A 13340-nucleotide genomic window follows, 5' to 3' on the forward strand; every position below is an offset into this window, starting at 1 on the left:
AATACTTAATAAAATATTAAAAATAAAATTGACTCAATGCTGCTGATAGATAGACAGTCTGAAAGGTATTATTGTTGTTATTTCAACATTCACGATTTAACGTGTTTTATATCCCGTATTAATAATAAAGCCATACAGAGGTATGGCTTTTTAAGTTTCTTAGAAATAGCGGATGAGTTTTAAAATTTATAACTAAATTGGCCCTGTACAGTCAGAGGGCGCATTGGTTGTAGAAATTCGCTATTTGCTCCTGCCAAACCATTCACAAAATTTCGTTCATTGGTAAGATTGAGAATATTGAGGCCCACCGTCCATTGTGGCTGGCGATAATAAAGACCTAAGTCCAGATTATAGTTATTCGGTACTTTCACGGTTTGACTTAAGTTTGTGTACCAGTAGCTTGTCCACCATCCTGATAGGTTGACCCCAAAACCAGACTGATGTTGGTAATCTACATAAGCACTTGCAGAGTACTTGGGAATTCCAGCTGCATCATAACGTCCGGCTTTACGTTGGTTTAAAGCATTATTGTCTCCCCAAACCGTAGCATTGTCCGCATGAAAGCCAAATGGTGAAAAACCAGCAGGTATAATAGAGCTGTATTCAGCATCTAAATAAGTGAAGTTGCCCCCAATCGCTATATTTTTTTGAAGTTGCCATCTTAATGATGACTCAATACCTTTTACTTCAAAGCGAGCCATATTACCGTTCGTATCTGGTGATAAATCCCGTTTTTGTTCAAACCCACTTAGGGTTAAAAATAACTGGTCAGTGATAGGTTCATACTTAAATCCTATTTCTTTTAGCTCACTTTGACTGTCAAAAGCTAATGGATTGAGTTGATTTCCTGCGCCCCAAATCAAGAAAGGCCCAAATACTCCCGTATTTAATGCGGTGCTTTTGTCATAGGTAAAATAGAGTGTGCTTTTCGCCGTAGGCTTAATAAACGTACTAAGTTGATAGCTCAATAGACTATATTTATCACTCGATGAACGGACATCTGTAGGGGTTAAAACAAGTGGGTTTTCAAGTTTTGCTCTTACAGAACTATGGTTAATACCTAAATTAATACCGAATACATCGTTAAAGGTAAAATTTTGCTGAGTGAATATGCTCAACGTATCCCAAAAACCAGAACCCGTATAAACAGCTCCTCCTCCATTTGGTGGGAAGCCACCTTTTTCTGCATATAAACCATTTCCAATTGGGTACATGCGCGGTAAATTTAAATAACCAAAATATTGAGAATATTGTGGTACTCCGGCTTGTCCAATCCAACCTCCTGTTGAACCGCTATTGTTAATTAACCCCAGTAAATCACCAGGGTTCTTCTGTGATGGATCATTGGTTAAATCATATGGATTAATATTAAAACTATTATTTGCAGCTAAAGAGGTAAACTTCTCATGACGATATGTTCCTCCTGTACTGCTTTTATTATTAATTTTTACGCCACCTATTTCAAAATCATAGTCGCCTAAAAATTCTAGTCGGTTATCAATTAACTCATGATCTAAATCTGTAAAAAAGCTTCCAACAGAGTCGCCTAAATCTTTGTTATTTTGATAGAGCGTACTGTTTGCAATAGACCAATGTTCATTTAAATCTTTAATTACTTTTAATTGAGTGCTAAATCGCTTGGCACTATTTTTATCTTCACTACGTCCTGAAACATTATCATCTAGCTTGACCAATTCATTGCCAGGAATTGATGGATCATAGACCCAACCTTTAATAGTTCCCGCTTGATCAGCAGTTGAGTTCGGTAACGGTGTGGTCTGAACTCCACCAACAGCCACATATTGGTTTTTATCGTTCTTCTGACGAGTTTGCCAACCAATGACTTTAGAATTTGCCGCACCCGATTCAAATACAGGAGACCAAAAAGTCGAACCGTTTTGAATAATAGGCGTAGCTCTACCCTTGTAATAGAGACCACTATCAACTGATTGTTGCGACGCTCTATTCCAGCCATGTGTCACATTAAAATCGTAATAGTCATCGTAACTGATATTCCAGTCTACCCGTAAACGATCATTTGGGCGCCAAGCAAGTGCCCCATAAAATGCATTAAAGTTATTTTTCACATTGTCATAATAGTCATCTGTCTTTTGTGCTGTTGCACTCACGCGAAATGCTAATTCTTTTGAAATGGGTGCCGTGTGATCAATACTGACAGAGAAATTAGGCTCTGCGCCTTTACCTGAGTAAATGGAACCTACAGTCCCAGAGATATTGGTTTCGGCTTTATTAAAATTAGGCTTTTTGGTCAGGTAGTTAATATATCCACCAGAACCTGAAGTCGGCGCAAAAATTACACCTGTTGGCCCTGCCACAATATCGGCTCCTTCATAAGCATTGAGATTGGTCGGATGGCGGGTACTATAAATTCGTTGGCTATCTTGAAAAACTTCTGAGTTCTGTCCACGAATTTGTGGAGCAAAGTTAGCATTTTGTCCCCCGCCTCGCGTAATGCTAGGTGCATATTTGACAAGATCATCCGCACTTCGAATAACATCTTCTCTAAATTGTTGTTCTGATACTTGGGATACTACACGCGGGGTATCCAATACAGAGCTATCCGTTCCATAAATTGAGGTCACTTTGCGTTTGGGAACAACGGTGGTTTTCTTAGCTGCTCCAGTAACGACTACATCTGACAAAGTAATTACATCACTTTCATAATCGCCTGCTTGTTGTGGTGTTTCTTCGGCAAAAACATATAACGGTAAAGTCGTCCCTAATACGCTAAGCGCAATAACTAAAGGTTTTAATTGAAAAGGCTGTCTCATATCACACTCAGTAAAGTAAATTTACAAGGCGTTACGCAAAGCCTATGCCAACCAATAAACGACCAAATAATTATCCTTAACCAATTGATTCAGTTATTTTTAATTTCTCATTCTTTATTTATCACTTCTATTCATGTTTATTTTTTCAACAAAGCTGTTGAAATAGAGACACTCACCAAAAACAAGACTTCTATAAGCTAATGATAAATATAGTAAAACCATATAAAAAACTTGGCATTTATTCTGCAATACCTTAGAAGATGAAGATCTAATCAGGTATTTATAATGACAAATCAAACATTTCTGTTATCACGTCGAAAATTTTTAACACAAAGTCTCACGGCGCTAGGTGGCGTCTCTTTAATGAGCAGCTTATCAGGCTGTGGCCCCTCTCCAGATAATAGTACCGAATCAAAAACTACCTCTTCAGCAACGCCTAAGCATGGAGGAGTTATACGTTTGGGTTTAATTGGAGGACAACAATCAGGCAGTCTAGATCCTCATCTTTCAGCATCGGGAAGTGGTATTACACGAGGTTTCGCTATTTATAATAAGTTATGGGAATGGGATGAAAATATGCTGCCCCGACTTGCTTTAGCCGAGTTTGCTGAACCTAATCACAATGCAAGCGAATGGACCATTCGTTTACGCAAAGGCTTAGAATTTCATCACGGTAAAACTATTACCGCAGATGATGTAATCTTTTCAGTGAAACGCCTAACAGATCCTAAACTCGCTTCACCATTTCGTAATCTGGTGCAGTGGATTGACCGAGATCGTATTCAAAAACTAGATGAATACACTGTTCGTATTCCTTTTATTAGTACGATTCCCGGCTTTGTTGCACTGCCAGAAACTTGGGTAAACTTTGGAGGAATTGTACCGACTGACTTCGACCCTATTCATAATCCAGTCGGAGCTGGTCCATATAAAGTCAAAGAGTTCATTCCGGGGCAACGTTCTGTTTTTACCCGTTTTAATAATTACTTTAAACCTGACAAACCTTATGCAGATAGTTTTGAAGTGATTGATTTTAAAGATCAGGTCTCTCGATTAAATGCTTTATTGGCTGGGCAAATTGATGTAGCAAATGCAATTTCCCCTGAATATATTAAAATTTTGGAGCAAGCAAAACACATTCAAACCATACGCTCTGCGACCAATACGCATAATAGTTTTGACTTTAATACTCAACAAGCGCCGTTTAATGATCCTAGAGTGCGTCAGGCATTTCGTTTGATTGCAAACCGAGAGGAGTTGGTACAACGAGGTTTAAATGGACAAGGTCGAATCGCCAACGATCTTTATTCGCCGCAAGACCCTGCCTTTCTCAATTTGCCGCAGCGCCAACAAAATATTGCCGAGGCAAAAAATCTATTAGCGCAAGCAGGTTTTAAAGATGGTTTAAGTGTTGAGCTTGTTACCCCTGCGAGTAGTGTTCAACCTGCATTAATTTTTGCCGAGCAAGCAAAACAAGCCAATGTGAATATTCGTGTTAAACAAGTCGATTTTGCTACGTTTAATGGCCCTGATCGTAATAAGTGGCAATTATCGAGTAATGCGACCAACGTAGGCACGCCCTATTTATCAACTGCTGTTGTTAACGATGCCCCAATTTCCACAACCAATCGTGTGAACTTTAAAGACCCTGAATATAGCGAATTATTTTTTAAAGCACTAGCTGAGCCTGATTTAGCCAAACGCAAAATCCATTTAGCGCAAGCACAAAAAATTCAACATGAACGTGGTGGAATGCTCATTTGGGGATTTAGCCATACGATTGACGCAGCAGCTAAAAATATTGGTGGTTTAGCTCCTGAACATACGATTTTTCCGACATGGCGTTTTGAAAAACTCTGGAAAGCTTAATACTCATCTGTACTCACAATATAAAAAAGCTGCCGAAGCAGCTTTTTTTACGGGGATATAATTATTTAGGCACTGTAATCACAGAGAGTTTATCTACGCCTACACGTTCAATACTTGCCAATAATTTTGCGACTGTTCCATAAGGTACAGTCTCATCAGCATTTAAGTTTAATGCTAATTTAGGGTTACTGCTTTTGCGTGACTTTATTTCTTGTTCAAAGTTAGCAAGTGTCACCTTATCTTTATCAAGGAATATTTCACCTTGCGGATTTACACTAATGACCACAGCTTTGTTTTGATCTGTAGATTGAGTCGGAGCTGCCTTGGGTAAATTTACTTTCACCGTATTTGTTAACAAAGGAGCTGTCACAATGAATACGATGAGTAAAACCAACATGACATCGACCAGCGGCGTAATATTAATTTCACTGACGACATCGTCTTCTTGAGAAGTAGAAATTGCCATTATGCAAACACTCCTTTCTCTTTCACTTCTTTAGCAGAATTATCTTTAAGCGCCGTATTACCAGTCGTACCCTTTTTTGCAGTTGGTAGTTGGAATCCTGCTTTTTGATTCAGGCTCACGAAGTCCGTTGCAAAATCATCAAGATCTGCGCCAATTGTTTTTACTTTACGCACGAAGTAGTTATAGGCAAGTACCGCAGGTACAGCAACTGCAATACCAATACCCGTTGCAACCAGCGCTTCTCCAATTGGTCCAGCCACGACATCCATGCTTGCATTACCTGAATGAGCAATCGCTTGTAATGCATGAATAATCCCAAATACTGTACCGAACAGACCAATGAACGGTGCGTTATTTCCAATAGAAGCCAGTAAAGCCGAGCCTTTTTCTAATTGACGGCGCTCGGTAAGAACTTGTTTACTTAAATGGCGCTCTAATAAGTCCTGACGGCTCCAACTGTTTTGTAAGTCTTGATGCGTCTTTTCATCTGCTTCAATTAATGTCTGGAAACCTGTGTTAGCAACGCGTGCTGCCGGGCCTTCACCAAGTTCAGATTTCGTCACTGCATCGGATAAATTTTTCGCTTTCCAAAATTCTTCTACAAAAAGCTTACTTTGTTTAGTCGCCCGCTGTGTCTGAACCACCTTAACCACAATCAACACCCAAGTCACAATTGAGAAAGCGACTAATAACCAGATCGTGCCGTCATGGATCAATGAATTAATATCTGTCATGAAAATATCCTCTTAATTTAAATTTTATTTCGGTAATTGATAATGAATTGGAACATCGACCCAGCCTTCTACAGGTGTTTTCCCTTTTAGTGCAGGTGAAAATTTCCATTGCTTTACTGTTCTTACGGCAGCACTGTCTAGAAGTTTTTTGCCGCTACTTTGCTTAACACTGACCGTATCAGGGCTGCCATTTGCTAATACTTTGACCCGTAAAATGACTGAGCCTTCCCAACCACGTTCTAAAGCTTGGTCAGGATATTCAGGTGCAGGATTACTGAGATATCCGGCATAACCTTTGGCTTCAGTCACTGGCAAGTTGTCATCTGAAGCTTTTACAGGCTCAGCAACTTTTTTTACCGGTTCGGCGACTACTTCTTTTGCGACCACAGGTGTTGCAACTTTTTGTGGGGTTGGCTCAGCCACCGTTTTTGCAACTGGTTTAGGTTGCTCCACACTTTTTTGGACAGGTTTTGGCTGTTCAACTTGTTTAGGAATTGGCTTAGGTTTTTCCACCACAGGTGGAACTTTTGGTTTTTCAGTAATCGGTGGAATTTTGGGTTCAATCACTTTAGGTGGTTCAACTGGTTTTACAATTTCAATCACCACAGGTTCGGGTTTATGAATATCTAAAGCTGGCGTCGGTAATTGTTTTGCGATATACCAAATTCCAAGATGTGCTGAAGCAACGGCAATAATTGCGATTAAGACTTTATTTAACTTCTCAGGAGCAGGTTGAATGGCTTCTTGATCATGCCGTGCAAATGGATCTGCAATTTCAGTTGAGGCTGCAACTGTTGCATATTGCTCAAAGAGCAAAGCCCGCTTATGGGGATTAAAGATTTGTTCACGCATAGCAACTTAAACTAAAAATAAAAGATTAAGCAGTAAGTTGCACAAGCCATGCCAAATACTTAAGTTATTATTTTTAATATATTTAATAAAAAGTATTTAAATAAATCATGTAAAAGATGTTGGTTTTCAAACACTGTTATGCTGTTCAAACAACAAGACCCCTTTAATTTCTCAAAGAGGTCTAAGTTTATTATTTTAATTTATATCCTACTAAGGGTAAGACTTCTTCAGCCACTCGATATGCTTCTTCTAAATGTGGATTACTCGCTAAAATAAAATGTCCAACCCCAATATCAATATACTCTTGCAAACGCTCTGCGACCTGTTCATAGCTCCCGACTAAAATACAGTTTGGCCCACCTCTTACATTTGACATTCCCGCCCAAACATTCGGACTTACAAATAAGTCTTCAAAACGATTGCCCTGTGCCAAGGCCTGCTGACGCTTCGCTCCTACAGATTCAGTGTCTTTTCGTTCAAATGCATTACCATCAACTGTAATGGTTTCATACATCTGTTTAAGCTCTTGGAAGGCCTGTTCTTGAGTAGGTCGTGCCAAAATATCAATACGCATGCCAAATTTAACTTTTCGTTCTGGCGAATTCTGCTCAAAGAAATTTTGAGCCTGTTCGATCACTTTCTTTTGTTGGTCTACAGGCTCCCCCCAAGTTAAATGAATATCGGCATGACGTCCTGCCACTTGTAAAGCAGCGTCACTCGCACCTGCTAACCACAAACGCGGAACGTCATATTGATTCATTGGGTATTTCAGGCCGCCCTGTTCAACATGGAAAAACTTTCCATCGTAATTGAAAGGTGCATGGTGCGAATAACCTTTCACAAATTCTAAAAATTCGTTGGTCCGTGCATAGCGTTGATCATGTTCAATAAAGTCCCCATACGCACGTTGTTGTGCACCGCCTCCACCTGAAATCACATTCCACTCTACTCGTCCCTGACTTAAACGCTGCAAACTTGCAGCGATTTGACTTGCATAAGCAGGATGAATAAACCAAGGCTGAATTGCGATGAGCAAACGAAGTCTTTTAGTTTCTCTTGCCAGTGCAGACGCTAACACCCATGGTTCTTCAGTATGTGGAAAAGCAGGAATGAGTGCGCCATGAAAACCAACAATATCGGCTGCTTTCGCCACTTGCTCGACATAGTCATAGTAAGCAAATAACTGATCCTCATGTTGCGGCGCAACACGTTGTGGAGATTGAACTGCTGGAGTTAATTGATTCCATTCACCGCGTGTGTGTAATTGATGTGCTCGACGACCATCCCCATGAACAGGGATTCTCCATAAAAACTCAACTGACATAATGAATCTCGATAATTTAAAGATTTGACGATATTTAATTCGTTAAAAGTCTTATGAGCAGGAATCATGCCGTTATTTTTTTAAATTAATTTTTAGCTATACTACTGTTTTATATAAATATTAAAAAATCGAGTTTAAAAGCTGTGTTGATATTTCAACACTTAAACGCTAAAGAGTGTCCCAATCACAACACAATGGCGGCATTTAACCTCAATAACAATTCTAAAAAATTATAATTTATTGATTTATTTAAAATAATTTTATTGGCTTGGTTCTTGCTCAATACTCATATATTTTTTTAATTCTTATGATGATATGCGTATTTTTCCACGTCTAGTTTTAGGTTTTAGTTTTTTGGGGCTTGTTGCTTGTGGCGCACAAAAAACAGAAGAGAACACCCCAAAACAGTCTGAACAGCAGCAACTCCGAATTGCAGTCGTTGCCAATGGCACTTCGGGTAGTTTGGACTTTATTGGTGTGCCACAACTGATTTCACAAGATCAAATTTTTCTAAAAGCATTAAAGCAAAATCACATTGAATTAAAGTGGGAACCAGTGACGACTGCTGCTGTAGCGACTCTGGTCAATGAAAGTTTTATAAATAATAAAATTGATTTTGCTTTTTATGGAAACCTTCCCGCTGTAGTGCTCAATGCAACAGGCGTTAAAACGCAAATTGTTGTACCCGGAGGTGTGGGTAATAACGTCTACCTTATTGTTCCAGAAAATTCACCTATTAAATCTATTGAGGAATTAAAAGGTAAAAAAATTGCATTACATCGTGGCCGTCCGTGGGAAATTAACTTTGGACAACTCATACAAAGTAAAGGATTAAGCTTAAAAGACTTTCAAATTGTGAATTTAAATCCGCAAGCTGGGGCCGCTGCTTTATCTGCTAAAAGTGTAGATGCCTTTTTTACCTTAAGCGATGCACTTACTTTACAAGATCGCCATTTGGGTAAAATTATTTGGTCATCACAATCTTTGCCAGCGGACTGGAAAATGCGTGCCGAACTCTGGGGTAGCAAAAGCTACATTGAGCAACATCCAGATACTACTCAATTACTTGCTGATGCGACAGTACGTGCAATGGACTGGATTGCCCACCATCAAGATGAGTTTCAGCAAAGTCAAACTAAGTTTGGCCAACCTCTTAGTGTGATTCAACGTGAAAGCCAGAACACGGCAAGCACATGGCAACAAGACTGGTCACCTAATTATCAAGTCGATTTTCTTAAACAGCATTATTCAAAAGTCATTGATCACGCTGTGAAAAATCAGCTTATTCAGACACCAATTAAAGCAGATGAGCTGTTGAATCCGAAGTTTACCCGTCAAGCGATTCAAAATTTACAGGCAAATCATGCCTCCAATAAGCAGGGAAACTAGACCATGAAAATACTAGTAAAGCCACTTATTGAGCAAAATAATGATTTATTTAAAACCCCACTCCGTAAGAAATTTTCTTCTAAAAAAGTGTATGGGCTGCTCTCTGTGATTTCACCCTTATTAGTATTACTCATTTGGCATTTGATTAGTTCTTTACAGATTTTCCCAACCCAAATTTTGGTGCCGCCTAAAACTGTCTGGAATACTTTCATTGTGTTGTTACAAAGTGGTGAGCTTCAAATGCATCTCAAAGATAGTCTTTCTCGTCTGTTTTTGGGGTTTTCTATCGCCGCAATCTGTGCAATTGCTTTTGGTATTGCCTATGGAGCAAACACAACGTTCCGTAATTACACCTATATTTTATTTAACGTTTTTTATCAAATTCCAATCTTTGTCCTTATTCCTATTTTTATTTTAGTTTTTGGGATTGGTGAATTATTTAAAATTTTACTGATTATAAAGGCCTGTTTTTTTCCAATAGCGTTAGCAACAGCCGATGCAGTCAAAAATATTCCCAAAAAATATATTGAACTAGGACAAATCTACCAGCTTAAAACACGTGCTTGGCTCAGACTCATTATTCTTCCATCCATACTCCCGCCGTTAATTGGTGGGCTACGAATTGCACTTGGTCGTGCATGGTTGATTTTAGTTGCCGTTGAACTACTGGCAGCTGGAACGGGTATTGGGCAAATGATGGAACTAGGACGTCAAATGTTGCGCTTAGATGTTGTGATGGTTGGTGTGTTTATCACAGGCGTGGTCGGGTTTGGTTTGGATAAAGTTTTACGTTTAGTAGAACACCGCTTTATCTCACCTGCGCTTAGTTCGAGGGAGAAATAATGTCTCAGCGTTCATTTACTTTAAAACAGACATGGCAACGGCCAATTATTTTAGTACAAGGCTTAGTACTACCATTACTGTTATTAGGCTTATGGCAATATAACTCAAGCTTAGGTGCCAGTCATGCCTATGCATTTGTTCCTTTACAAAACATTTATTTCGCATTTATTAAATTGCTTGAAACAGGTGAATTGTGGCTAAACACTTGGGGAAGTCTTAAAAAAGCTGGAATAGGATTCATCTTAGGTTCGATAAGCGGCTTAATTTTAGGTACTTTGCTTGCCTATTCAAAGGTTTTAAATGCTTTAGTTTCCCCACTATTTAATAGTATTCGACAAGTACCGTTACTGGGCTTAACACCCTTAATTGCCTTATGGTTTGGCAATGGAGAAGAAGCAAAAATCTTTATTATCGCGCTTGCCTCGTTTTTTCCATTAGTGATCAATACGTTTCAGGGCCTCAGCCACAATGATGCAAAATATGATGAGATCGCACGTATTTATCAATTTTCATTCTGGCGCAAATTTAAAAAAATACGCCTTCCCCAAGCCCTACCGCATATTTTAACTGGTCTAAATTTAGCTGTGCCCTTTACTTGGATCACCACTACAGCAAGTGAATTGCTATTCAATGCGGGTGCGGGACTCGGCAACTTAATGATGAAAGCCGAGATTAATGCCGAAATGGATATTCTGTTGGTTTGCGCCATAACGGTTACCCTTTGTGGGGCCTTTATGACGGCAGGTATTCATCTTATTTCAAAACGCCTGCTGCAATGGCGTACCTAATCTTTAATTTAAAAAATAACATCGGGAATTAATATGTCTTTCTCTCTACTTTCCATTAAAAAACTCAATAAATCTTTTCAGCGTGATCAAAATACTTTGACCGTTTTAGATGGTATTAACCTCAATATTGAACAAGGTGAATTTATCTCGATTGTTGGCAGTAGTGGCTGTGGAAAATCAACACTACTGCGCCTCATTGCTGGATTAGATCAAGACTATGACGGTGAAATTTTACTAAATCAAACTCAGATAAAAGGTACAGATTTAAAACGCGGTCTTATCTTTCAAGAGCACCGATTACTTCCATGGCTTACTGTTTTTGAAAATATCCATTTAGCACTTGAAGAGACTCCACTAACCCGTGAAGAGCGAAATTTACGGGTAAATGAGCATATAGAAATTGTCGGGCTGAAGGGTTTTGAAAAGGCTTATCCACATGAGCTTTCGGGTGGCATGGCTCAACGTGTTGCAATTGCACGCGGACTCGTCAATAAACCCGATATTTTACTTTTGGATGAGCCTTTTGGCGCTTTAGATGCCATCACACGGAGTCACTTACAAGCTGAACTTCAACGTATCTGGCAACACGAAAAAATCACCATGATTTTAGTGACTCACGATATTGAAGAAGCTGTCTATCTTGGAGATCGTGTGATTGTGATGTCAGCTCGACCAGGAAAAATTAAAGAAATTATTCAAGTTCCGCTGACACATCCTCGACATAAAGAAAGTGAACTTTTATTTGGTTTTCGCAATCAGGCACTTAATATGCTAGATCACACAGCATAATTAATTTGAATATTGATCGATATTAATATGATTTAGAAAATAGATAATATCGTGATATTAATATTCCTTACATTTAATTAATATAGGATAAAGAAAATGGGTTTATCTATTTGGCATATTTTACTGTTCGCAGTTATTGTTATTTTGTTATTTGGAACTTCAAAGTTAAAAAACCTTGGTAAGGACTTAGGTGGTGCAATTAAAGACTTTAAAGACTCAGTTAATTCTGATGATCAGAAATTATTGCAGAATCAGCAATACAAAGATATTAGTCCAGTTGAATCACATAATGAAAAAAATAAAATATGAGTGATTTATTATTATGTTTAATATCAGCTTTGGAGAGTTATTAGCTTTTGCAATTATTGCGCTTATTATTTTAGGACCTGAAAAGCTTCCTCACACGTTAAGATCAGTCCTCCTTAAATACAGAGCAGTTAAAAACCAAATTACTAAAATTCAAAATGATATTGAAAATGAACTTGACCTGATCGAACTTAAGAGAGTCATGCAAGAAGAGCTGCAAAAAATCAAACAAAATGAAGAGCAGCTCAAACAACAACTCCTACTCATGCAACAAGAAATTGAAAATGTACAAACATCTGTTTTTACGGAACAAAAAACCAAAGCACGGCACATCAATGACTATATCTATACCCGTTCAGATGAGTTAAAGACACCATTTTTAGCTCATTTTAAAACAGCCAATAAATTCAGTGAGGATCAAGCCGCATGACGGAACATATTGTCAGTGAAAGCCTCACTGAAATGAAATATAGCGAACATTTAAAAGAATTAAGAAAACGGCTGATCTATAGCATTGGTGCAGTTTTAGCGATTTTTTTACTGTTATTGCCGCTTGCTCAGAAGAACTACCATTTTCTTGCTCATCCTTTAATTTCATTGCTTCCTAGCAACTCCACCATGATTGCAACAGATGTGATGAGTACATTTTTAGCACCATTTAAACTCAATATTTATTTTGCGATTTTATTAAGTATTCCCTTTATTCTTTATCAATTTTGGCAATTTGTTGCCCCCGCACTTTATCAAAAAGAAAAAAGGTTCGGTATAGCACTCATGCTTTCGAGTAACCTTTTATTTTATTTAGGAATTGTGTTTGCCTATACTTTAATTTTGCCCTTGGCTTTAAAGTTTTTCGTATTGGCATCGCCTGATAATGTGTTACCCATGACGGATATCAATAGCTATCTGGATTTTTGTTTAAAGCTGTTTCTGGCTTTTGGTCTGGCATTTCAAATTCCAGTTTTAACTTATATTCTTATTTTCATTGGTCTTATTTCTATTCAACAGCTAGAAGCACATCGCAAACACATCATTGTATTCTTCTTTTTTATTGCAATGTTTATTACCCCTCCTGATGTTTTTAGCATGCTTGCTCTTGCAGTCCCAATGTGGCTGTTATTTGAATTAGGTTTATGGGTCACAAAATTCATAACGCAAAAAAACATCCATTAAAAAATGGATGTTTTT

The 13340-nt window shown here is 38.3% G+C and carries 13 protein-coding genes; 8 read left to right on the top strand and 5 right to left on the bottom strand.

What is annotated here, in order from left to right:
* Positions 1-179: 179 nt before the first annotated feature.
* The gene (locus HL290_RS04960) at positions 180-2792 is read right to left on the bottom strand and encodes a TonB-dependent receptor (protein WP_198495778.1); all 2613 of its coding nucleotides are present in this window, start codon (positions 2790-2792) and stop codon (positions 180-182) included.
* 285 nt (positions 2793-3077) lie between these two features.
* Here HL290_RS04960 and HL290_RS04965 point away from each other — a divergent pair, with 285 nt between their 5' ends.
* Positions 3078-4661, top strand: coding sequence for an ABC transporter substrate-binding protein (locus HL290_RS04965; protein ID WP_198495779.1), 1584 nt, complete (start codon positions 3078-3080; stop codon positions 4659-4661).
* 61 nt (positions 4662-4722) lie between these two features.
* Here HL290_RS04965 and HL290_RS04970 read toward each other — a convergent pair whose 3' ends face one another.
* The 4 genes from HL290_RS04970 to HL290_RS04985 all read right to left on the bottom strand — a co-directional run bounded on the left by HL290_RS04970 (position 4723) and on the right by HL290_RS04985 (position 8037).
* Complete coding sequence (locus HL290_RS04970) at positions 4723-5127, bottom strand: ExbD/TolR family protein (protein WP_001018517.1); 405 nt, start codon at positions 5125-5127, stop codon at positions 4723-4725.
* Entirely contained in the window at positions 5127-5861 is a 735-nt protein-coding gene (locus tag HL290_RS04975; protein WP_198495780.1) for a MotA/TolQ/ExbB proton channel family protein, read from the bottom strand. The genes HL290_RS04970 and HL290_RS04975 overlap by 1 nt, the downstream gene beginning before the upstream one ends.
* 24 nt (positions 5862-5885) lie before the next feature.
* Entirely contained in the window at positions 5886-6713 is an 828-nt protein-coding gene (locus HL290_RS04980) for an energy transducer TonB (protein WP_198495781.1), read from the bottom strand.
* Between the two features lie 190 nt (positions 6714-6903).
* Positions 6904-8037 (bottom strand): LLM class flavin-dependent oxidoreductase, encoded by a 1134-nt coding sequence (locus HL290_RS04985; protein WP_198495782.1) that lies wholly within the window; start codon positions 8035-8037, stop codon positions 6904-6906.
* 315 nt (positions 8038-8352) lie between these two features.
* On the opposite strand from HL290_RS04985, the gene HL290_RS04990 reads away from it, so the two are divergent.
* From HL290_RS04990 to tatC, 7 genes are all read left to right on the top strand, one after another.
* Positions 8353-9426 carry an ABC transporter substrate-binding protein gene (locus HL290_RS04990; RefSeq protein WP_198495783.1) on the top strand — a complete coding sequence of 358 codons (1074 nt, stop codon included), beginning with the start codon at positions 8353-8355 and terminating at the stop codon, positions 9424-9426.
* Positions 9427-9429: 3 nt separating this feature from the next.
* A complete protein-coding gene (locus HL290_RS04995; protein ID WP_198495784.1) occupies positions 9430-10269 on the top strand; it encodes an ABC transporter permease in 840 nt (279 codons plus the stop codon).
* Positions 10269-11057, top strand: coding sequence for an ABC transporter permease (locus tag HL290_RS05000; protein WP_000083104.1), 789 nt, complete (start codon positions 10269-10271; stop codon positions 11055-11057). Before HL290_RS04995 ends, HL290_RS05000 begins: the two co-directional genes overlap by 1 nt.
* Positions 11058-11090: 33 nt before the next feature.
* On the top strand, positions 11091-11846 hold the full coding sequence (locus HL290_RS05005) for an ABC transporter ATP-binding protein (protein ID WP_032061428.1): 756 nt from the start codon (positions 11091-11093) through the stop codon (positions 11844-11846).
* A 96-nt stretch (positions 11847-11942) separates the two neighbouring features.
* The gene (locus tag HL290_RS05010) at positions 11943-12155 is read left to right on the top strand and encodes a Sec-independent protein translocase subunit TatA (protein WP_198495785.1); all 213 of its coding nucleotides are present in this window, start codon (positions 11943-11945) and stop codon (positions 12153-12155) included.
* Positions 12156-12168: 13 nt separating this feature from the next.
* The gene (gene tatB, locus HL290_RS05015) at positions 12169-12582 is read left to right on the top strand and encodes a Sec-independent protein translocase protein TatB (RefSeq protein ID WP_198495786.1); all 414 of its coding nucleotides are present in this window, start codon (positions 12169-12171) and stop codon (positions 12580-12582) included.
* Positions 12579-13325 carry a twin-arginine translocase subunit TatC gene (tatC, locus tag HL290_RS05020; RefSeq protein ID WP_198495787.1) on the top strand — a complete coding sequence of 249 codons (747 nt, stop codon included), beginning with the start codon at positions 12579-12581 and terminating at the stop codon, positions 13323-13325. The genes tatB and tatC overlap by 4 nt, the downstream gene beginning before the upstream one ends.
* The last annotated feature ends 15 nt before the right edge of the window (positions 13326-13340 follow it).

Origin of the sequence: Acinetobacter sp. AC1-2, assembly GCF_016124155.1 — a bacterium.
GTDB classification, from domain to species: Bacteria; Pseudomonadota; Gammaproteobacteria; order Pseudomonadales; family Moraxellaceae; genus Acinetobacter; species Acinetobacter calcoaceticus.

Bases quoted from the DNA above. Each gene is read 5' to 3' on its own strand.
- HL290_RS04960 (WP_198495778.1), bottom strand. From the start codon at position 2,792: ATGAGACAGCCTTTTCAATTAAAACCTTTAGTTATTGCGCTTAGCGTA.
- HL290_RS04965 (WP_198495779.1), top strand. From the start codon at position 3,078: ATGACAAATCAAACATTTCTGTTATCACGTCGAAAATTTTTAACACAA.
- HL290_RS04970 (WP_001018517.1), bottom strand. From the start codon at position 5,127: ATGGCAATTTCTACTTCTCAAGAAGACGATGTCGTCAGTGAAATTAAT.
- HL290_RS04975 (WP_198495780.1), bottom strand. From the start codon at position 5,861: ATGACAGATATTAATTCATTGATCCATGACGGCACGATCTGGTTATTA.
- HL290_RS04980 (WP_198495781.1), bottom strand. From the start codon at position 6,713: ATGCGTGAACAAATCTTTAATCCCCATAAGCGGGCTTTGCTCTTTGAG.
- HL290_RS04985 (WP_198495782.1), bottom strand. From the start codon at position 8,037: ATGTCAGTTGAGTTTTTATGGAGAATCCCTGTTCATGGGGATGGTCGT.
- HL290_RS04990 (WP_198495783.1), top strand. From the start codon at position 8,353: ATGCGTATTTTTCCACGTCTAGTTTTAGGTTTTAGTTTTTTGGGGCTT.
- HL290_RS04995 (WP_198495784.1), top strand. From the start codon at position 9,430: ATGAAAATACTAGTAAAGCCACTTATTGAGCAAAATAATGATTTATTT.
- HL290_RS05000 (WP_000083104.1), top strand. From the start codon at position 10,269: ATGTCTCAGCGTTCATTTACTTTAAAACAGACATGGCAACGGCCAATT.
- HL290_RS05005 (WP_032061428.1), top strand. From the start codon at position 11,091: ATGTCTTTCTCTCTACTTTCCATTAAAAAACTCAATAAATCTTTTCAG.
- HL290_RS05010 (WP_198495785.1), top strand. From the start codon at position 11,943: ATGGGTTTATCTATTTGGCATATTTTACTGTTCGCAGTTATTGTTATT.
- tatB (WP_198495786.1), top strand. From the start codon at position 12,169: ATGTTTAATATCAGCTTTGGAGAGTTATTAGCTTTTGCAATTATTGCG.
- tatC (WP_198495787.1), top strand. From the start codon at position 12,579: ATGACGGAACATATTGTCAGTGAAAGCCTCACTGAAATGAAATATAGC.